This window comes from Blastococcus goldschmidtiae (assembly GCF_031845325.1).
Lineage (GTDB): Bacteria > Actinomycetota > Actinomycetes > Mycobacteriales > Geodermatophilaceae > Blastococcus > Blastococcus goldschmidtiae.
Genome location: NZ_JAVREI010000005.1, coordinates 68,118 through 85,635 on the forward strand (window position 1 = coordinate 68,118; position 17,518 = coordinate 85,635).

Annotated in this window: 22 protein-coding genes, 1 tRNA gene and 1 riboswitch; of the genes, 10 read left to right on the plus strand and 13 right to left on the minus strand. The window is 73.8% G+C overall.

The features are described from left to right. Positions 1 to 15: 15 nt before the first annotated feature. The gene (gene cobU / locus RM425_RS09605) at positions 16 to 561 is read left to right on the plus strand and encodes a bifunctional adenosylcobinamide kinase/adenosylcobinamide-phosphate guanylyltransferase (RefSeq protein WP_311344973.1); all 546 of its coding nucleotides are present in this window, start codon (positions 16 to 18) and stop codon (positions 559 to 561) included. A 100-nt stretch (positions 562 to 661) separates the two neighbouring features. Here the strand turns inward: cobU and RM425_RS09610 are convergent, their stop codons facing one another. Next, positions 662 to 1,447, minus strand: a complete 786-nt coding sequence (locus RM425_RS09610) for an esterase/lipase family protein (protein WP_311344974.1) — start codon at positions 1,445 to 1,447, stop codon at positions 662 to 664. A 4-nt stretch (positions 1,448 to 1,451) separates the two neighbouring features. Beyond that, positions 1,452 to 1,757 (minus strand): hypothetical protein, encoded by a 306-nt coding sequence (locus RM425_RS09615; RefSeq protein ID WP_311344975.1) that lies wholly within the window; start codon positions 1,755 to 1,757, stop codon positions 1,452 to 1,454. Between the two features lie 153 nt (positions 1,758 to 1,910). Here RM425_RS09615 and RM425_RS09620 point away from each other — a divergent pair, with 153 nt between their 5' ends. Further along, complete coding sequence (locus RM425_RS09620) at positions 1,911 to 2,171, plus strand: hypothetical protein (protein WP_311344976.1); 261 nt, start codon at positions 1,911 to 1,913, stop codon at positions 2,169 to 2,171. 27 nt (positions 2,172 to 2,198) lie between these two features. Here RM425_RS09620 and RM425_RS09625 read toward each other — a convergent pair whose 3' ends face one another. Then, positions 2,199 to 3,401: an acyl-CoA dehydrogenase family protein gene (locus RM425_RS09625; RefSeq protein ID WP_311344977.1), complete on the minus strand. Its 1,203-nt coding sequence runs from the start codon at positions 3,399 to 3,401 to the stop codon at positions 2,199 to 2,201. A 267-nt stretch (positions 3,402 to 3,668) separates the two neighbouring features. Here RM425_RS09625 and RM425_RS09630 point away from each other — a divergent pair, with 267 nt between their 5' ends. Beyond that, positions 3,669 to 4,703, plus strand: coding sequence for an ion channel (locus RM425_RS09630; RefSeq protein WP_311344978.1), 1,035 nt, complete (start codon positions 3,669 to 3,671; stop codon positions 4,701 to 4,703). Here RM425_RS09630 and RM425_RS09635 read toward each other — a convergent pair. From RM425_RS09635 to RM425_RS09645, 3 genes are read right to left on the minus strand one after another with little or no spacing between them, the layout of a single operon-like run. Beyond that, a complete protein-coding gene (locus tag RM425_RS09635) occupies positions 4,700 to 4,834 on the minus strand; it encodes a hypothetical protein (protein WP_255411201.1) in 135 nt (44 codons plus the stop codon). The two genes, RM425_RS09630 and RM425_RS09635, sit on opposite strands and share 4 nt — an antisense overlap. Before the next feature lie 55 nt (positions 4,835 to 4,889). Then, positions 4,890 to 5,318 (minus strand): hypothetical protein, encoded by a 429-nt coding sequence (locus RM425_RS09640; protein ID WP_311344979.1) that lies wholly within the window; start codon positions 5,316 to 5,318, stop codon positions 4,890 to 4,892. Continuing rightward, positions 5,308 to 5,499, minus strand: a complete 192-nt coding sequence (locus tag RM425_RS09645; RefSeq protein ID WP_311344980.1) for a helix-turn-helix transcriptional regulator — start codon at positions 5,497 to 5,499, stop codon at positions 5,308 to 5,310. The genes RM425_RS09640 and RM425_RS09645 overlap by 11 nt, the downstream gene beginning before the upstream one ends. Positions 5,500 to 5,634: 135 nt before the next feature. Here RM425_RS09645 and RM425_RS09650 point away from each other — a divergent pair, with 135 nt between their 5' ends. The 3 genes from RM425_RS09650 to RM425_RS09660 are packed head-to-tail and all read left to right on the plus strand — an operon-like array spanning position 5,635 to position 7,363. Continuing rightward, positions 5,635 to 6,009 (plus strand): ArsR/SmtB family transcription factor, encoded by a 375-nt coding sequence (locus RM425_RS09650; protein WP_311344981.1) that lies wholly within the window; start codon positions 5,635 to 5,637, stop codon positions 6,007 to 6,009. Beyond that, the gene (locus RM425_RS09655; RefSeq protein WP_311344982.1) at positions 6,006 to 6,740 is read left to right on the plus strand and encodes a cation transporter; all 735 of its coding nucleotides are present in this window, start codon (positions 6,006 to 6,008) and stop codon (positions 6,738 to 6,740) included. The genes RM425_RS09650 and RM425_RS09655 overlap by 4 nt, the downstream gene beginning before the upstream one ends. Beyond that, on the plus strand, positions 6,737 to 7,363 hold the full coding sequence (locus RM425_RS09660; RefSeq protein ID WP_311344983.1) for a methyltransferase family protein: 627 nt from the start codon (positions 6,737 to 6,739) through the stop codon (positions 7,361 to 7,363). Before RM425_RS09655 ends, RM425_RS09660 begins: the two co-directional genes overlap by 4 nt. On the opposite strand, the gene RM425_RS09665 is transcribed toward RM425_RS09660, so the two are convergent. Next, a complete protein-coding gene (locus RM425_RS09665; RefSeq protein ID WP_311344984.1) occupies positions 7,356 to 7,772 on the minus strand; it encodes a PaaI family thioesterase in 417 nt (138 codons plus the stop codon). The two genes, RM425_RS09660 and RM425_RS09665, sit on opposite strands and share 8 nt — an antisense overlap. Before the next feature lie 22 nt (positions 7,773 to 7,794). Continuing rightward, a tRNA-Ile gene (locus RM425_RS09670) sits at positions 7,795 to 7,868 on the minus strand. Positions 7,869 to 8,058: 190 nt separating this feature from the next. Continuing rightward, positions 8,059 to 8,216: riboswitch (cyclic di-AMP (ydaO/yuaA leader) on the plus strand. An 11-nt stretch (positions 8,217 to 8,227) separates the two neighbouring features. Between RM425_RS09670 and RM425_RS09675 the strand changes: the two genes are divergently transcribed. Then, on the plus strand, positions 8,228 to 9,568 hold the full coding sequence (locus tag RM425_RS09675; RefSeq protein ID WP_311344985.1) for a M23 family metallopeptidase: 1,341 nt from the start codon (positions 8,228 to 8,230) through the stop codon (positions 9,566 to 9,568). Between the two features lie 32 nt (positions 9,569 to 9,600). Next, a complete protein-coding gene (locus RM425_RS09680) occupies positions 9,601 to 10,263 on the plus strand; it encodes a TVP38/TMEM64 family protein (RefSeq protein WP_311344986.1) in 663 nt (220 codons plus the stop codon). On the opposite strand, the gene RM425_RS09685 is transcribed toward RM425_RS09680, so the two are convergent. Further along, positions 10,250 to 11,143 (minus strand): maleylpyruvate isomerase N-terminal domain-containing protein, encoded by an 894-nt coding sequence (locus RM425_RS09685; RefSeq protein WP_311344987.1) that lies wholly within the window; start codon positions 11,141 to 11,143, stop codon positions 10,250 to 10,252. The two genes, RM425_RS09680 and RM425_RS09685, sit on opposite strands and share 14 nt — an antisense overlap. A 125-nt stretch (positions 11,144 to 11,268) precedes the next feature. Here RM425_RS09685 and RM425_RS09690 point away from each other — a divergent pair, with 125 nt between their 5' ends. Together RM425_RS09690 and RM425_RS09695 are read left to right on the plus strand one after the other, a co-directional pair. Then, the gene (locus RM425_RS09690; RefSeq protein ID WP_311344988.1) at positions 11,269 to 12,411 is read left to right on the plus strand and encodes a GGDEF domain-containing protein; all 1,143 of its coding nucleotides are present in this window, start codon (positions 11,269 to 11,271) and stop codon (positions 12,409 to 12,411) included. 438 nt (positions 12,412 to 12,849) lie between these two features. Beyond that, positions 12,850 to 13,317, plus strand: a complete 468-nt coding sequence (locus RM425_RS09695; protein ID WP_311344989.1) for a DUF3145 domain-containing protein — start codon at positions 12,850 to 12,852, stop codon at positions 13,315 to 13,317. 94 nt (positions 13,318 to 13,411) lie between these two features. Here the strand turns inward: RM425_RS09695 and RM425_RS09700 are convergent, their stop codons facing one another. The 4 genes from RM425_RS09700 to RM425_RS09715 form a co-directional block, all read right to left on the minus strand. Beyond that, positions 13,412 to 14,824 carry an acyl-CoA carboxylase subunit beta gene (locus RM425_RS09700; protein ID WP_311344990.1) on the minus strand — a complete coding sequence of 471 codons (1,413 nt, stop codon included), beginning with the start codon at positions 14,822 to 14,824 and terminating at the stop codon, positions 13,412 to 13,414. Between the two features lie 38 nt (positions 14,825 to 14,862). Then, positions 14,863 to 16,098 (minus strand): beta-ketoacyl-[acyl-carrier-protein] synthase family protein, encoded by a 1,236-nt coding sequence (locus RM425_RS09705; protein ID WP_311344991.1) that lies wholly within the window; start codon positions 16,096 to 16,098, stop codon positions 14,863 to 14,865. 97 nt (positions 16,099 to 16,195) lie between these two features. Next, the gene (locus RM425_RS09710) at positions 16,196 to 16,441 is read right to left on the minus strand and encodes an acyl carrier protein (RefSeq protein ID WP_040336827.1); all 246 of its coding nucleotides are present in this window, start codon (positions 16,439 to 16,441) and stop codon (positions 16,196 to 16,198) included. Between the two features lie 112 nt (positions 16,442 to 16,553). After that, on the minus strand, positions 16,554 to 17,516 hold the full coding sequence (locus tag RM425_RS09715) for a beta-ketoacyl-ACP synthase III (protein ID WP_311345112.1): 963 nt from the start codon (positions 17,514 to 17,516) through the stop codon (positions 16,554 to 16,556). Between the last annotated feature and the right edge of the window lie 2 nt (positions 17,517 to 17,518).

Sequence of the window (17,518 nt, forward strand, 5' to 3'; positions counted from 1 at the left end):
CGGCAGACTCGTGGCGTGCTCCGCCGCCGACCCCGACGTGTGCTCGTGCTCGGTGGCGCACGTTCGGGAAAGTCCTCGTACGCCGAACAGCTGCTCGCCCACGAGCGGGCCGTCGACTACGTCGCCTGCGGTGCGGTCCCCGGTCCCGACGACCCCGAGTGGGCCGATCGCATCGCGCTGCACCGCGAGCGCCGGCCTGCGTCCTGGCGGACGGTCGAGACCCTGGACCTCGCCGGCGTGCTGAGCCGCCCCGGTCCGCCGGTGCTCGTCGACTGCCTGACCACCTGGCTCGCCGGGACGATGGACGAGTGCGGCGTCTGGACGGACCAGCCGGGTGCCGACGACCGGCTCGCCGCCGCCGTCGACGACCTGCTGTCGGCGTGGACGAGCACCCGCCGGCGGGTGGTCGCCGTCAGCAACGAGGTGGGCAGCGGCATCGTCCCCGCCACCGCGTCGGGACGACGGTTCCGCGACGAGACCGGGAGGCTCAACGCCCTGGTGGCGGCCTCCTCGCAGCGGGTGTGGCTGCTGACCGCGGGCCTGCCCCAGCGGTTGCGGTGACCACCCGGTCGGAGCGGGGGCAGGTGCGGACCGGGGGCAGGTGCGGACCGGGGGCAGGTGCGGACCGGGGGCGCCCGTCGGTCCGGGTCGCTGGTCCTGCTCAGCCCTCCGCCGGGAACAGGGCGCCCAGACCGAAGCGGGCGGGGCGCTGGAAGGGCTGCCAGTCGTGCCGGGGCTGGGCGAGCCGGTCGGCGATCACCCAGAGCACGGCCGGGTCGTGCGCCATGCCCAGGTGGCTCGCGTGCACGGCGACGTTCTCGCTGCGCGGGCCGGGCTGCTGGCGGCAGGCACGCCAGTCGACGACGCCGTCCCACCGCGAGTAGACGGCGGTGCTCGGCACCGGCAGGGGAGCGGCGAGCGAGTTGCGTGCCGAGGAGATGCGCTGGGTGCTGTGCTGGGAGGAGTACCGCCGGTACACCCGCGCGGCGGCGCTGTCGTCGACGTCGCCACTGCCGAAGGGCGAGCCGAGCGAGATCACCTGGCGGACCTGGCGCGGTGCCCGGCGCGCCATGGTGCGGGCGAAGATCCCGCCCAGGCTCTGGCCGACGATGCTCACCGCCGTCCCGTGCTCGGCCGCCAGCCGGTCGAGCAGCCGGGGGAGCGCGTCGACGATCTCCTGCGTCGGCCCGCGGTTGCGGCCCAGTTCCCAGCCCACGACGGGGTAGCCCAGCCGCCGCAGCCACACCCGCAGCACCTGGGTGGAGACGTCCGACGCCATCAGGCCGGGGAGCACGAGCACCGGGTGCGGTTCGCCGCGCGGAGCCAGCTGCAGGAGGGGCAGTCCGGCGGCGAAGGCGCCCGCGCTGGCCAGCGCGCGGACGGGTTCGGTGACCCCGAGCAGCCCGGCGCGCCGGCGCCTGGGCGGCTGGGAGGGGTGTTCGGCCACGGCGTCAGTCGGCCGTCGGGGGCAGCAGCCGGGGCGCGAAGACCTCGTCGATGGGACGGGGGCCCACGTACTGCCGGCAGGTGCACGGCACCCAGCTGTGCCCCGACCACCGGCCCCGCTTGTCGTAGGTGTCGCGCCTGAGCTCGGCGTAGCAGGTGGAGGTGTCCCGGTCGTGCTGGCTCAGCGCGTGCCCGCAGCCGCACACCGGGGTGACCGGTGGGGGAGGGGCGGGCCGACGCCGGCCGAGGCGGCCGGCGAGGAAACCCGAGGCGAGCAGGGCCCCGCCCACCAGCAGGCTCACCGGATCCATGCGCGCACTCCCCATACTCGGCGGCGATCCGACGGTAGCGCGGCTGCGCCACTGCGCGCCTGGGGTCCCACGCCGGCCCGTGGCAGACGCTCCGGTCGCATTCGCCCGAACGAGCGTGATTGACCGACTGTGGAACAGGGCACAGAAGGTTTCGTGGACACGTACGCCGTAGGGTTCGCCCGGCCGGACCGCTGGTCCAGCGGTGAGCCGGCCGAGCAGGCACACCCCTGGCACGCGGTCGAGGCGCACCGCCCGCCGGCCGAACTGGACGGCGAGATCGAACTGGCCGTGTGCGGCGCGATCGTCCAGATCTGGGGCTCGCAGAAGTGGACGCGGGTCGGTGCCGGGCGCACCGCCTGCCCCGAGTGCGCGAAGGTGACAGCCGTCGGGAAGACGCTCACCTCCGCACGCTGACGCCCGGGAGCGCCCGGCCCGGCGCGATCAACCCCGGGTCGGCTTGCGCCCGCTGATCGCCGACATGCCGGTGATCTCCCGACCGACGATCAGTGCCTGCACGGAGTCGGTGCCCTCGAACGTGAAGATCGCCTCCATATCGGCGTGATGACGGGCCACGTGGTGCTCGAGCAGGATGCCGTCACCGCCGAGGATGTCGCGGGCGTCAGCGACGATCGCCCGGGCCTTGGCCGCGTGGTTCATCTTGGCCAGTGACGCCATCGCCGCCGTCATCCGGCCGGCGTCGGCGAGCGTGGACAGCCGCCAGCACATCAGCTGCATCGAGGTGATCTCGGCCAGCATGCGCGCCAGCTTGTCCTGCACCAGCTGGAACCCGGCGATCGGCTGGCCGAACTGCTCCCGCCGCAGCGCGTGGGCCAGGGCCAGCTCGTAGGAGGCCATCGCGAGCCCCAGCGCCCGCCAGGCGACGGTGTACCGGGTGCGGTCGAGCATCCGGGAGACGTCCTTGAACGAGTGGCACTCGGCGAGCTTGTTCTCGACCGGAACCCGGACGTCGGTCAGCGTGAGCTCGGCCTGCCAGACGGCCCGCAGTGCGGTCTTGCCGGTCATGACGGTGGCCTCGAAGCCCGGCAGCTCGCCCTCCCGCCCGCCCGTCTCGACGACGTAGCCGCCGACGGCGCCGTCCTCGCCGCGGGCCCAGATGATCACGTAGTCGGCGATCGAGCCGTTGCCGATCCACTTCTTCTGGCCGTTGAGCACGAAGGAGTCGCCGTCCCGGCGGGCGGACGTCTCCAGCCCGACGGCGTCGGAGCCGTGGGCGGGCTCGGTGAGACCGAAGGCGCCGATCTTCTCCAGCCGCGCCATCTCGGGCAGCCAGCGCTCCCGCTGCTCCTCCGAGCCGAGCACCGCGATCGACTGCATGGCCAGGAAGCTGTGCACCCCGTTGAACGTGCCGATGCTGCCGTCGGAGCGGGCGAGCTCGGCCGCGACCAGGCCGGCCGCGACGTTGCTCATCCCCGGGCAGCCGTACCCCTCGATGGTGCCGCCGACGACGCCGAGACCCGCGAGCTTCGGCACGATCTCGAAGGGGAACTCGGCGCGGTCCCAGTACTCGTTGATCGTCGGGTCGATCTCCTTCTCGCAGAAGGCGCGGACCCGGTCGCGGATGGCGATCTCCTCGGGCTCGAGGAGATCGTCCATGACGTAGAAGTCGGGGCTGGGAGCGGTCACGCATCGGACGCTACGACCGCGCGGGGCATGCTGCTCGTCGTGCGGCGTGACGGGCCCGGACGCGACGCCCGGTCGACGCGGAGCGAGTCGGATCGTGCTCGCCGGTCAGCCCTCGGACGTAGGCAACCCGACCGACGTCCTGGAGTCGTCGAGCAGCCCACCGAGGAACTTTCCCGCAGGCCGGCGGTCCGCTCGCTGTCAGGTCCTCGTACGCGGCCGCCGGTGCGCCCGGTAGCTTTCGCTGTCCCTCCGGTCCTCGCGGGAGTCATGGTGCCGTTCCTGATCCAGCGCATGTCCCGGTACGTCCGGCTGCGGCTCCGCGGCTGGCGGCTGCCGCTGGCCGTCGCGGTGGCCGTCTTCGCCACGAGCTGGCTGGCCATGGCGCTGCTGGAGCCCGCGGGGAGCGACATCGTCGATCCCCGGACCTACTGGTGGTACTTCGTCGTCACGGCGTCCACCGTCGGCTACGGCGACGTGTTCCCGGTCTCTGTCGCGGGACGGGTGGTCGGCCTGTACGTGATCATCGGTGGCATCGTCACCCTGACGTTGTTGTTCACCCAGCTGTCGAACGCGCTGCAGTCGGTCAGAGGAAGACGCGCGAGAGGAGTGGTCACCCTGGACCTGTCCGGTCATGTGGTGCTGCTGGGCTACTGGCCCGGGCGTACCGAGCGGATGGTCGCCGAGCTGACCGCGGAGGGGCGATTCGAGGTCGCGCTGTGCGCCTGGGACGACGTCGTCGAGAACCCGCTGCCCGACGAGTCGGCGGTTCACTTCGTCCGCGGTGACCTGACCCGCGAGGACGTGATGACCCGCGCCGGCGTGGCCCGCGCCCGGACGGCGGTGATCGACGGGCGGGACGACAACGAGACCCTCGCGATCGCCGTCGGTGTCGACCACGCGAATCCGGACATCCATCTGGTCGCGGCGGTCCGTGACCTCGGCCGCCGCGAGAGCCTGCGCTACGTCAACCCCGGCGTCCAGGTGGTGCAGTGGCACACGCCCTTTCTGCTCACGGAGGAGGCGACCGAGCCGGGGATCACGCAGGTCTACAACGAGCTGATGAGCAGCGGCGGGCACGGCAACACCTACTCGGTGCGGGTGTCGACGGGCTTTCCGCACGCCACGTTCGGGGAGTGCCAGACCTACTTCGGACGCATCTTCGGGGCGACCGTGCTGGCACTGCGCGGGGAGGGCGGTCTGCGGGTGAGCCCACCGTGGGACGAGCCGGTGCCGGCCGGCAGCACGCTGTACTACGTGGCCGACAAGCGGATCGACGACCAGCGGCTCGGCGCCGGATCCTAGGAGGGGTGCGCGCCGCCGACGGCCTCGTCGGTCGTCCCCTCGGGCTCGCTCTGCGCCTCGAGGTCGGCGGCCTGCTCGGGGGTCTCCTGCTCGAGGGCGATGTCGCGGGGCTGCGGCTCGGGGGTCGTCATGACCACAGCCTCGCCCAGGACGCCGCGCTCAGCACGGCGAACCGGCTCCGGGGCGTCAGCTCCGCCGGCTGATGACCGCGAACGCCACCGTGCCGACCCCGATCTCGGCGAACAGCAGCAGCGCCAGGCACATCTCCACCGACGCGCCGAAGGCGATGGCGATCGCGGCGGTCGCGGTCAGCGGGAAGGCGGCGAGGCCCAGGACCGCCAGGGCGCGGGTCAGGACGGCGTCGTCCCGCTCGTCGCCGGTCTGCGTCCAGGCGCGCTCGAAGGTGGTGAGCCGCCCGGGCCGCCGGAGCACGCGCCACCCCACCACCGCGGTGGCCAGCAGGCCGACCGCTGCTCCCTGGAGCATCCCGGTGCCCATGTTGCCCGGACCGTGCTCGCGCAGCAGCAGGCCGACGGTGAGCAGCACCGCGAGGGCGATGGCGAAGGTCACGAGGAACTGGGCGATCTGCTTCCCGGTGAAGCGGTCAGTCGACATGGAAGATCTCCTCGACGGTGCGGGCGAAGTGCCGGGCGATGGCGATGGCCAGGGGCAGGGACGGGTCGTAGCGGCCGGTCTCGATGGAGTTGACGGTCTGCCTCGAGACCTCGAGCGCCTCCGCGAGCTCGCGTTGCGAGAGGCCGGCGGCCACGCGCAGTTCCTTGACGTCGTTCCTCATGACTCCTCGTCTGGTCAAGCGACCTTGACATGAAAAGCGTGCTTGACACCGGTGGCGATGTCAAGGGCGCTTGACCAGCGGTGGCCGCGGGGAAGGGTGGTGGTCGCCCGCGCCTACGAGCGCTAACATCGCTACATGACGATGAATGACGTCGCGCAGGGCCGGCCGGTCGTGGACGAGGCGGCGGCGCTGTCGGCGGCGGCCTGCCTGTTCCGGAGCCTGGGCGACCCGACCCGGCTGGCGATCCTGCAGCACCTCGCCTCGGGCGAGCGCAAGGTCGTCGAACTCACCGCGCACCTGGGCCTGGCCCAGTCCACCGTCTCGGCCCACCTGGCCTGCCTGCGCGACTGCGGCCTCGTGTCGTCGCGGCCCGCGGGGCGGGCGTCGATGTGGTCGCTCCAGCACCCCGCCGCACTGATGGACGTCCTCGCCTCGACCGAGCGGCTGCTGGCCGCGACCGGTGACGCCGTGGCCCTGTGCTCGGTTTACGGCGAGCAGGCCGCGCGATGACGGCGACCCTGACGCCCGGCGAGCGCACCCGGCTCGGCCGGCGCGCGCAGCTGCTGGCCGGCGCCTCGGTCACCTACAACGTGGTCGAGGCGGTCATCGCCATCGCCGCCGGGCTCGCCGCCGGGTCGGTCGCCCTCATCGGGTTCGGGCTCGACTCGGTCGTCGAGGTGTCCAGCGGGCTGATCATCCTGTGGCAGTTCCGCCACCGGTTGCCCGAGTCGCGCGAGCGGCAGGCGCTGCGCCTGATGGCCCTGGCCTTCTTCGCCCTCGCTGCCTACGTCGGCGTCGAATCGGTCCGGGCGCTCGTCACGGGTGCGGACCCCGACGCGTCGCCGGTCGGCATCGGGTTGGCGATCGCCTCCCTGCTCGTCATGCCCTTCCTCTCCTGGGCGCAGCGCCGCACAGGCCGGGCCCTCGGGTCGCGCGCCGTCGTCGCCGACTCGACCCAGACGCTGCTGTGCACCTACCTGTCCGCGGTGCTGCTCCTCGGCCTGCTCCTCAACGCGACCCTCGGCTGGGGATGGGCCGACCCGGTCGCCGGGCTGGTCATCGCCGCCGTCGCCGTCCGCGAAGGACGCGAGGCGTGGCGGGGCGAGGGCTGCGGCTGCGGCCCGGCCCTCCCCGGCGCGGCCGGAGAGGGCTGCTCCTGCGACGACGGCTGCACCGACGCCTGCTGCGTGCCGTCGGCGGCGGAGCCGCTCCAGGTCTCGATGCGCGAGCCGGGCCGATGACCGTCGCCGCGCTGGTCCTGTACGTGATGGCGCTGGTCGTCCTCTTCGGCGTCCGGTCCTGGGTGCAACAGCGACGCACCGGCTCGGCCGGGTTCCACGGCATCTCCGGCACCCCGGCGGATGCGGGCTGGTGGGGCGGGGCGCTGTTCGTCGCCGCGATCGTCCTCGGCCTCGGCGGTCCGCTGCTCGCGATCGCCGGTGTGGTGCCGACGGACCCGCCGCTCGCCCTCCAGGGAGCCGGACTCGCGGTGGCGTTCGCCGGATTCGCCGCCACCCTGGCCGCGCAGACCGGCATGGGCACGTCCTGGCGGATCGGCGTCGATACCGGCGAGCGCACCGAGCTGGTGACGGCGGGCGTCTTCGCGCACGTTCGCAATCCGGTCTTCACCGCGATGGGAGTCGCCCAGCTCGGGATCGTGCTGACGGTGCCGACGTGGGTCGGGGTCCTCGCGCTGGCGGCACTCGTCGTCGCCGTCCAGCTGCAGGTCCGCGCCGTGGAGGAGCCCTACCTCCGGGCCGTGCACGGCGCGGCGTACGACGCCTACGCGGCGACGGCCGGCAGGTTCGTCCCGGGCCTGGGGCGTCTGCCGGAGGCCGCCGGGCGGCCGGTCGGGATCAGCTGACGGGAACGACCGTCTTGGTGACCTGGCCCGCGGCCACCAGCTGCCCGTCGACCCAGGCCTCCGTGCGCAGGAAGGCGACCGCACGGCCGCGGCGCAGCACCGAGGCGGTGACGTCCACGCGGGCACCTGCCGGAACCGGTCGCAGCAGCGACGCCGTGAGGTCGTGGGTCACCGCGTGCTCGCCGTCGGTCAGGTGGGGCAGCAGCGCCAGGAAGGCGGCCACGTCCAGGACCGTGTAGACGACGCCGCCGTGCAGCATCGCCGCCGGGTTCAGCGCGGGGGAGTCGACGGCGAACCAGATCCCCGCGGCCGGGTCGTCCCGCCGGCGCAGGTCGATGCCGAGGAAGCGGTGCAGCGGGATGTCCAGCACGGCCTGCGCGCGGCCGGCGAGCGCGTCGTCCGACGGCACGGGTGGCTTCCTCTCCTCGCGGTGGGGCGGGTGGGGCTCGAACCCACGACCCAGGGATTATGAGTCCCATGCTCTGACCGGCTGAGCTACCGCCCCGGCGGCCACAGCCTGCCAGAGAGGCATGCCTCACACCCGTGGAACCCGCTGCCCAGCCGTCCCGCTGGTCGCGTCGGCGAGTTCGCCCCGATGTTGCCAAAGTTCCCGTTATCCGGCTGTGACATTCCCAGGTTTGGCTTGTACCGTCCCCTGCGGTCCACCGAGCACAGCCGTCGAACCCGAGGGCCTCGGCCGGACCCCGCCGAACCCGCCGGCCTGATGGCCGGGGGGACCGGGGACCCATCGCAGTTCTGGGGTGAATCCTGCCCGTGCACCTCGCGCGGACAGGTAGGGCACCTAACGGCCCGAACCCGTCAGCTAACTCGGTAGGCGGTCGTGAGGAATGGAGAACCGTCGCCTTGGCGACCCTGCACCACCGCAGCACTACCCCCTCGCCCCGTCGCCGACGCCTCCGGACGTCCCTCACCACCACCGCACTGCTCGCCGCCGCGCTGATCGGCGCGCCGGCGGCGACCGCCGCTCCCGCCGACGACGCCCGGGTCGACGCCGCCCAGTCGGAGCACGACGCCGTCGCGGCGGAGGTCGCCGCGATCGGCGCCCGGGTCGCCGAGGCCGAGCAGAAGCTCCAGCGGATGACCCTCGAGGCCGAGGCCGCCAGTGGCGAGGCGCTCGCCGCCCAGGCAGCCCTCGACGCCGCTTCGCTGCAGGCCTGGTACGCGGCCGCGGCGCTCCAGGATGCGGAGCGGGCCGTCGAGCAGGCCGAGGACGAGGTCGCCGAGATCGGCCGCTCCGCCTACATGGGTGGGGGCCAGGAGACCTTCGGGGACATGCACCTGCTCCTCGACGCCGAGGGCCCTGGAGAGCTGCTCCAGCAGGCCGCCACGCTCGACGTCCTCGGCGCCGAACGTGCGAAGACGATGCGCGCGATGGAGGTCGTCGAGGTCCAGCAGGCCCGCGCGGAGCGGGCGGCCCAGGAATCCGTCGTCGAGCGCGACCGCGCGGCCGGCGCCGCCGCGGAGGCCCACGCCGCCGCCGAGGCGCAGATGGCGGGCGCCCAGGTCGAGTTCGACGCCGTCGCCGCCGACAAGGCGGCCCTCGACCAGCAGCTGCGCGCGGCCGAGATCCGGCTGCTCGAGATGGAGGGCGCCCGCGACGCCGCGGAGGCGTGGGAGGCACAGCAGCGGGCCCAGGCCGAGGCCGCCGCCCGGGCCGCGGCCGTCACCGTCACCAGGACGCCGACCCCGACCCCGACCCCGACCCCGACCCCGACCCCGACCCCGACCCCGAGTGCACAGGGCGCTCCCACGCGGAGCCTCGCCTCGGCCGGCGGCGGCGCCGGTGGTGGTGCGGGCCTGACCAACGGCCGGGTCACCTCCTGCTACGGCTCGCGCTGGGGCACCCTGCACGCCGGCGTCGACATCGCCGCCCCGATCGGCACGCCGGTGCACGCCCCCGACGGAGGCGTGGTGCTCCAGGCCGGCCCGGCCAGCGGATTCGGCCTGGCGGTCGCGGTGCAGCACGGCGACGGCGTGATCACGGTGTACGGCCACGTCAACAAGTTCTTCGTCAGCCCCGGACAGGTCGTCTCGGCGGGCCAGCAGATCGCCGAGGTCGGCAACCGCGGTCAGTCCACCGGGCCCCACCTGCACTTCGAGGTGCACACCGGTGGCCTCTACGTGGATCGCACCAACCCGGTGCCATGGCTGGCCCGGCACGGAATCTCCCTCGGCGGCTGCTGAGCCGAGGGGCGCCCGTGCCCGATCATGGAGCGGTGCGAGCGCGGGAGAGGGCTGACACCACCTGGCTGCGCGCATCCCTGCTGGCGCTGCTGCTGGGGGCGGGCCTGGTGCTCGCCCTCACCGTGGAGCTCCCCGACGTCGACGTCGTCCGGCGCTGGCTGGACGGCGTCGGTGCGGCGGGGTGGGCCGCGCTGGTCGCGGGCGTCGGCGTGGTCCTCATGGCGCCGGTGCCGCGCACGGCCGTCTCGGTGCTGCTCGGCCTGGTCGCCGGGTTCGGGCCCGGGCTGCTCGTGGCCCTGGCCGGGGCGATGCTGGGCGCCGTCGGCAGCTTCGGGCTCGCCCGCTGGCTGGGCCGGGCGGCGGTCACCCGGCTGGCCGGACCGCGGCTGGCCCGGTTGGACCGCCTGCTGGTCGACCGCGGCTTCGTCGCGCTGCTGATCGGCCGGCTGGTTCCCGTGGTGCCCTTCGTCGTCCTCAGCTACGGCGCCGGGCTGACCGCGATGCGGCTGCTGCCCTACCTCACGGCGACCGCCCTGGGGATCCTGCCGAGCACCGTGGTGCAGGTGGGGGTCGGCGCCTCGGCTCCCGCGCTGGTGTCCAGCGCCACGGCGGCGACGGCGCTCCCGGTGATCGCGCTCGCGGTGGTGGGCACGCTCTGGTTCCGACGACGGCGCGCGGGCGTCAGCCCCTCCTGAGCAGCCGGCCGAGCACACCGCCCGCGCCGCCCACGGTGCGTGCCGCGAGCTGCAGGATCGGACCGCCCGGGATGCCCGGCACCTTCTGCACGATCGGTGCCAGCACCAGCAGGCCACCGACGTCGTGCACCTTGAGCTGCCGGCGCGCGACGGCCGGCACCGGGTTGGTGCGCCCCGCCGCCGCGTCGAGCAGCAGCTCGGCCGACGCCTCGACCGCGGGCCCTTCGTGGGTGCCGCCGGGCACCGGCCGCACGACCCAGCCCTGGGGATCGGCGGCGAACGACCAGCCGCCGTCCGGCGTGGCCAGGGTGACCTCGCCGGTGATGCCGCACGAGGTGGCCAGCGCCCCCGTGACGTCGGTGAGGGCCGCCAGGCCCGACTGGAGCACCTCCGGCGGCGGTGGCTCCGCGCCGCACGAGACGAGGTCCAGGCCGTGCACGGCCAGTTCGTAGGCCTGCCCGAGGACGACGCTCAGGAGCGGCACCCGCCCGACCACCGACACCGTGGGGGTGGTGTCGAGCTCGACCGGCTCCTCGGCCAGGTACCGGGCGGTGGCGTCCCGGTTGCGGCGGAGCGCATCGAGCACGTCGGCCCGCGTCGCCCCGGCGTGCGCGGCGGTGACGCGGGCGTTCACCGCGTCCGGATCGGGCTGCGCGCCGGTCGCCCCGGTGCGGGCGGACGCGATCAGGTCGGCCATCGCCGTGTGGTCGTCCCAGCACCCCAGGTGCACGCAGATCTCGTGGGCGCGCCACCCCGGCAGCCGTGAGGGGCGGCTCAACTCGACCCGCTCGGCCGCGGCGATGAAGGCATCCCACGCGCTCAGCACCCGCGCGCCGACCTCCTCGCGCCCGGCGTCGGACATGCCCTGCTGTCGTCCCATGTCCCGGGCCTACCCAGGCGACTGCCCGGCAGGCATGAGTCGCGGCGCCCGCCCCCGCAACCGGTCCTCACCCCCGCGGGTGAGGTCCGGTCAAGCGGACGACCGGCGACGCCGATCGCCGGGATGTGACCAGCGCACTCACGGGGGACCGCCGCAGCGGCGGTGCGCCGGCGGGCGGCCGCGCAGCGGGAGCCGTCCGCCGGCTCCTCGCCGTGGTCCTCGACGGCCTCTACCGGCCGCTGGCCACCGACGACGACCGTGCCGCCTACTGGGTGCGGCACGTCCGCTACGGCGTGCTGATCACCGAGATCGGCGCCGTCTCCGTGCTGGTCTACGTGGTCCACACCGACACCCCGGGCAGGCAGCACCCGCTTTTCCTGGCGCTCGGCGCGCTGGTCGTGCTGGTGTCCCCGGCGCTGCTGCTCCTGCCGCTGCAGGACATGATGCGGGACCGCCGCGGGCCCACGATGTTCTACCTGTGGACCCTGGCCACGACGGCGGTCATCCTGTTCTCGACCTGGCTCGACGGCGGGGCCGAGAGTCCGCTGGACGCGCTGCTCTTCCTGACCCTGACCTACATGGCCGTGGCCTACCCCCCCTACGGGGTCGTCGCCATGGGCACGTCGATGACGGTGGGCTACGTCGCGTTGGCGGGGACGTCGGGGATGACGACCAACGCGGCGTTCTTCCTCACTGTCATGATCGCCTTCACGCTCATCTGCACCATGGCCTCGGCCAACGCGTGGGCCGCGCACGACCGTCAGCTCGAGCTGATCGGCACGCAGCGGACGCTGGCCGCCACCGACCCGCTCACCGGGATCCCGAACCGGCGGACGCTGATCGAGCGTCTGCCGCTGGCGGTGGAGGGGGCGGCCCGGGGCCACCGGACGGTGGTCTGCGTCGTCGACCTCGACGGTTTCAAGGCGGTCAACGACCGCGACGGGCACGCCGCCGGCGACGCGCTGCTCCAGGCCGTCGCCTCGGTCCTCGGTGTCGCCGTCCGGGAGACCGACACGGTGGCCCGGCTGGGCGGTGACGAGTTCGCCGTGCTGGCCGAGGTGTCGGAGGCCTTCTCCGGGGAGATGCTGGCCGAGCGGCTGCGGCAGGCGGTCGCCCTGGTGGGCGCCCGCGGAGGCGTCACCGCCAGCATCGGCGTCGCCGAGGTGCTGCCGGCCGAGGACGTCGCCGGTCTCCTGCACCGCGCCGACGCCGCCATGTACCAGGCCAAGGCGGCCGGTGGTGACCGGTTCGCCCTGCGGTCGACCTGAGCCGGCTCGTCCCGGTCGTGCGACACGCCGCGCTGTGCGGGTGGTACCACTGTCCGTCACGCGAATTGATTACGCTCCGTGACGACATGGGGCGGTCCGCCGCTTCGGGCACGCCGGGCGCCCACCTGGCCCACGCTCGGCGTCGCCGAGCGGCGCCGGACCACTCCGGACCCGCTGGACGGGGGCCCGCGGGTCGTGCTATGGCTGCTGACCAGCGGGAAAGCGGTCGATCCGGTCTCTTCCGTCACATGGAGAACAACAGTCCCACTCGGGCTGGCGCGATCGGGCTCCCATCGTGCAGACTGTTCCCGGGAGCCCTGCTCCGCCACTGCCGAACACAGCGCGTCACCGAATCGATGGGTCCGTAGGGGAAGACGAGACCGATCGAGTCGATGGAGGTGCCCCGTGCAGCGACGGTCAACCCAGGGTGTCGTTTTCGTGCACGCGTGCCCGAAAGCGCTCTGCCAGCATGTCGAGTGGGCGCTCGAGCGCGTCGTCGGCGCGCCGGTCTCCCTGACGTGGGACGAGCAGCCCGCGGCGCACGGTGCCTACCGTGCCGAGGTCGCCTGGACCGGTTCGCCCGGGACAGGTGCCCGGCTGGTGGCTGCCCTGCGGCAGTGGCCGATGCTGCGCTTCGAGGTCACCGAGGAAGCCAGCCACGGCAACGACGGCGAGCGCATGTCCTACGTGCCCGGCCACGGTGTCTTCCGTGCGCCGACGAGCGCCAACGGCGACATCATGATCAGCGAGCAGCAGCTGCGGCACCTCGCGGCGACGACGTCGTCCATCGAGGCGTTCCGGCACGGGGTCGACGAGCTGCTCGGGGCGGCCTGGGACGCCGACCTCGAGGTCTACCGGCACGCCGGTGACGGCAGCCCGGTCACCTGGCTGCACCAGGTCGTCTAGTCCGCCGGCTCATCTGGTTCTAGCCTGAGATCGATCGTCCGGGCGCCGTCGGGGAAGCGGCGCCCGGACGATCATCTCCGTGCGCGGCCCGCTCTCAGAGCGGGATGTTGCCGTGCGCCCCGCGTCCGTGCGGCGCGGCGGCCAGCGCCGTGATCAGCCGGCGTCGGGTGTGGGCGGGGTCCACCACCTCGTCGACGACCCCGATCTGCACGGCCCGGTTCACGCCGCCGGCGATCCGCTCGTGCTCCTCGGCCAGCTGGGCGTGCAGGGCCTCGCGCTCGCCGGGCTGGGCGGCGGCCAGCTTCTTGCGGTGCAGGATGCCGACCGCGGCCTTGGCGCCCATGACGGCGACCTCGGCCCCGGGCCAGGCGAACACCGCGGTCGCACCGAGCGAGCGGGAGTTCATCGCGATGTAGGCGCCACCGTAGGACTTGCGGGTCACCAGCGTCACCCGCGGCACCACGGCCTCGGCGAAGGCGTGCAGCAGCTTGGCGCCCCGCCGCACGACGCCGTCCCACTCCTGGCCCACGCCGGGCAGGTAGCCGGGCACGTCGACGAGCACCACCAGCGGCACCCCGAACGCGTCGCACATGCGCACGAACCGGGCGGCCTTCTCCGCCGACGCGGAGTCCAGGCAGCCACCCAGCCGGATCGGATTGTTGGCGATGACCCCGACGGTGCGCCCGGCCAGCCGGCCCAGCGTCGTGACGACGTTCGGCGCGAATCGCGGGTGCAGCTCCAGCCCCGGCTCGTCGAGCAGCGCGGTGATCAGCGGCTTCACGTCGTAGGCGCGCTGCGGCTGCTCGGGCAACAGGGCCTTGAGGTCCACGTCGGGCTCGTCGGCGGCGGGGGCGAACGACCCCTGCGCGGCCAGCAGGTCCACCGCCTGCCGCGCCGTCTCCAGCGCCGCGGGCTCGGAGTCGGTGACGACGTGGACGACGCCGGAGCGGCGTCCGTGGGTGTCGGGCCCGCCGAGCGTCTCCTGGTCGACGTTCTCCCCGGTGACCGACCGGACGACGTCCGGACCGGTCACGAACACCCGGCCGGCCGGGCCCATGATCACCACGTCGGTGAGCGCCGGCCCGTAGGCCGCACCTCCGGCGGCGGCGCCCAGCACGACCGAGATCTGCGGGATGCGGCCCGAGGACCGCACCATCGCGGCGAACACCTCGCCCACCGCGTGCAGGGCGGTGACGCCCTCGGCGAGCCGGGCGCCGCCGGAGTGCCAGATGCCCACGACCGGCACCCGCTCGCGCAGCGCGGTGTCGATCGCGTCGACGATGTGCCGGCAGCCGTCGACCCCCATCGCGCCGCCCATGACGGTGGCATCGGTGCAGAAGGCGATCGCGGGGCTCCCCGACACGCGACCGCGCGCGGCCAGGACGCCGGAGGTGTCGCGCGAGGCCAGCAGCTCCATCGACCCCGCATCGAAGAACCGCGACAGGCGGTCCTCCGGGTCGCGCGGGTCCGGAGCGGTGAGGAGCGGGGCGGCGGACGTTGTCGTCACGGGACCTCCACGGAAGGGGTGCTGGAACGCGGTCGCCCTCAGGCGGTCGTGAAGACCAGCGCGATGTTGTGGCCGCCGAAGCCGAACGAATCGTTGACCGCGGCGGTGAGGGTGGTGCGTCGAGGCTCCGAACGGACGATGTCGAGGGCCTGCACGTTGGCGTCGTCGTCCGGGTCGTCGAGGTTCGCCGTCGCCGGCACGACCTGCTCGCGCAGGGCGAGGATCGTGAACACCGACTCCAGCGCCCCGGCGGCACCCAGCAGGTGACCGGTCTGGCTCTTGGTGGCGCTGACCAGCACGTGGTCGCCGATGGCGGAGCGGATGGCGGCGGCCTCGGCGGTGTCGCCGACCGGGGTCGAGGTGGCGTGGGCGTTCACGTGCCCGATGTCGGCCGGGGTGAGGCCGGCGTCGCGGAGGGCGGCGGTGATGGCCCGGGACGCGCCCTCGCCCTCCGGGTGCGGGGCGACCAGGTCGTAGCCGTCGGCGGTACCGGCTGCGCCGGCCAGGCGGGCGTGGATCCGTGCCCCACGGGCCGTGGCCGAGTCGGCGCGCTCCAGCACCAGCGCGGCCGCGCCCTCGCCGAGCACGAAGCCGTCCCGGCCCTTGTCGAACGGGCGAGAGGCGCGCTCGGGCTCGTCGTTGCGGGTGGACATCGCGCGCATCGCCGCGAAGCCCGCCATGGGCAGCGGGTGCACGCATGCCTCGGTCCCGCCGACGACGACGACGTCGGCGCGGTCGAAGCGGAGCAGGTCCAGGCCCCAGCGGATGGCCTCCGCACCCGACGCACAGGCGCTGACCGGCGCGTGCACGCCACCCTTCGCGCCGATGGACAGGCCGACCGCGGCGGCCGGCCCGTTGGGCATGAGCATCGGGATGGTGAAGGGGGAGACCCGCTTCGGTCCCTTCTCCTCCAGGACGTCGTCCTGGCCGAGCAGGGTCAGCGCCCCGCCGATCCCGGTGCCGAAGACGACGGCGATCCGCTCGGGGGCGACCCCGGAGTCGGCGGCGCCGGACTCGGCCCACGCCTGCTCCGCGGCGACGACGGCGACCTGCTGGCTGCGGTCGAGCCGGCGGGCCCGCACCCGGTCCAGCTGCTCGGAGGGCTCGGTGGACAGGCGGGCGACGAGCTGGGCCGGGTACTCCTTCACCCAATCGTCGGTGATGCGGCTGACCCCCGACCGCCCGGCGAGCAGCGCATCCCAGGTGCTGGGCACGTCGCCGCCCAGGGGCGTGGTGGCCCCGAGGCCGGTGACGACGACGTCGGACGTGCTCATTGCTTCTCCTCTGGGAACGTTGGCCGGGCGGCCGGACGGCCCTCCTGCAGGGTCCCGCCGCGAGCGTGCGAGCGGTGGGGGGCAGGAGGGTCCTTTCTCAGCCCTGGTTCTTCTCGATGTAGCTGATGGCGTCGCCGACGGTCTTGATGTTGCCGAGCTCGTCGTCGGGGATGGCGACGCCGAACTTGTCCTCGACCGCGGTGGCGATCTCGACCATCGACAGGGAGTCGACGTCGAGGTCCTCGGTGAACGACTTCTCGGGGGTGGCGTCGGCGGGGGTCACGCCGGCGACCTCCTCCAGGATCTCGGCCAGACCGGACTGGATCTCCTGGGTGCTGCTCACGCGGGGTGGTCCTCTCTCTCGGATGGGACGGCGCCCCGGTGCGGGGCGGTCGTCGACGTCCGGGACCAGGTGTCCCGGCAACTGTGGGGAGCGGAAGCGCTCCGGGGTGGTCTCACGGCAGCCGCAGGACCTGACCGGCGTAGGTCAGGCCGGCGCCGTAGCCGAGGACCAGGGCGAGGTCGCCGGACTTCGCCTCGCCGGACTCCGTCAGCGCCTCGAGGGCCAGCGGGATGGAGGCGGCCGACGTGTTGCCCGAGCGCACGATGTCGCGGGCGATGACGGTCTTCTCGCCGAAGCCCAGTCGCTTGGCCATCGACTCGATGATGCGCAGGTTGGCCTGGTGCGGCGCGAACACGTCGATGTCCGCGGCGGTGACCCCGGCGCGGTCCATCGCCTGGGTCAGCGCCTCGGTGAGCTTGGTCGTGGCCCAGCGGTAGACCGCCTGCCCGGCCATGGTCATGAACTGGCTGCCGGCGGCGATCTCGATCGCGGAGTGCTGGTCGCCGTCGCTGCCCCAGGCGACCGGGCCGATGCCCGGCTCGTCGGACGGGCCGACGACCGCCGCCCCGGCCCCGTCGGCGAAGATCACCGCGGTCGACCGATCGGTCCTGTCGGTGACGTCGGTGAGCCGCTCCACCCCGACGACGATGGCGTTGCGCGCCGAGCCCGCGCGGATGGCGTCGGAGACCAGCCCGAGGGAGTAGCAGAAGCCCGCGCACCCGGCGTTGAGGTCCAGCGCTCCTGGGCGGGGGATGCCCAGGCGGTGCGCCACCTGCGGGCCGATGCCGGGGATGGGTTGGCTCAGGCTGGCGCTGGCCAGGACGACCAGGTCGATCTCGTCCGGCGCCAGACCGCTGGCGGCGATGGCCTTGCCGCCGGCGGCCGTGGCCATCTCGACGAGGGTCTCGTCGTCGTCGGCCCAGCGGCGCTCGGCGATCCCGACCCGGCTCTGGATCCACTCGTCGCTGGTCTCCATGACCTGCGCGAGCTCGTCGTTGGTGACCCGGCGCCGCGGGCGGTAGCTCCCGAGGCCGAGGATGCGGGCGCCCGGAGCGCCCTGACTCGCCTTGAGCATGA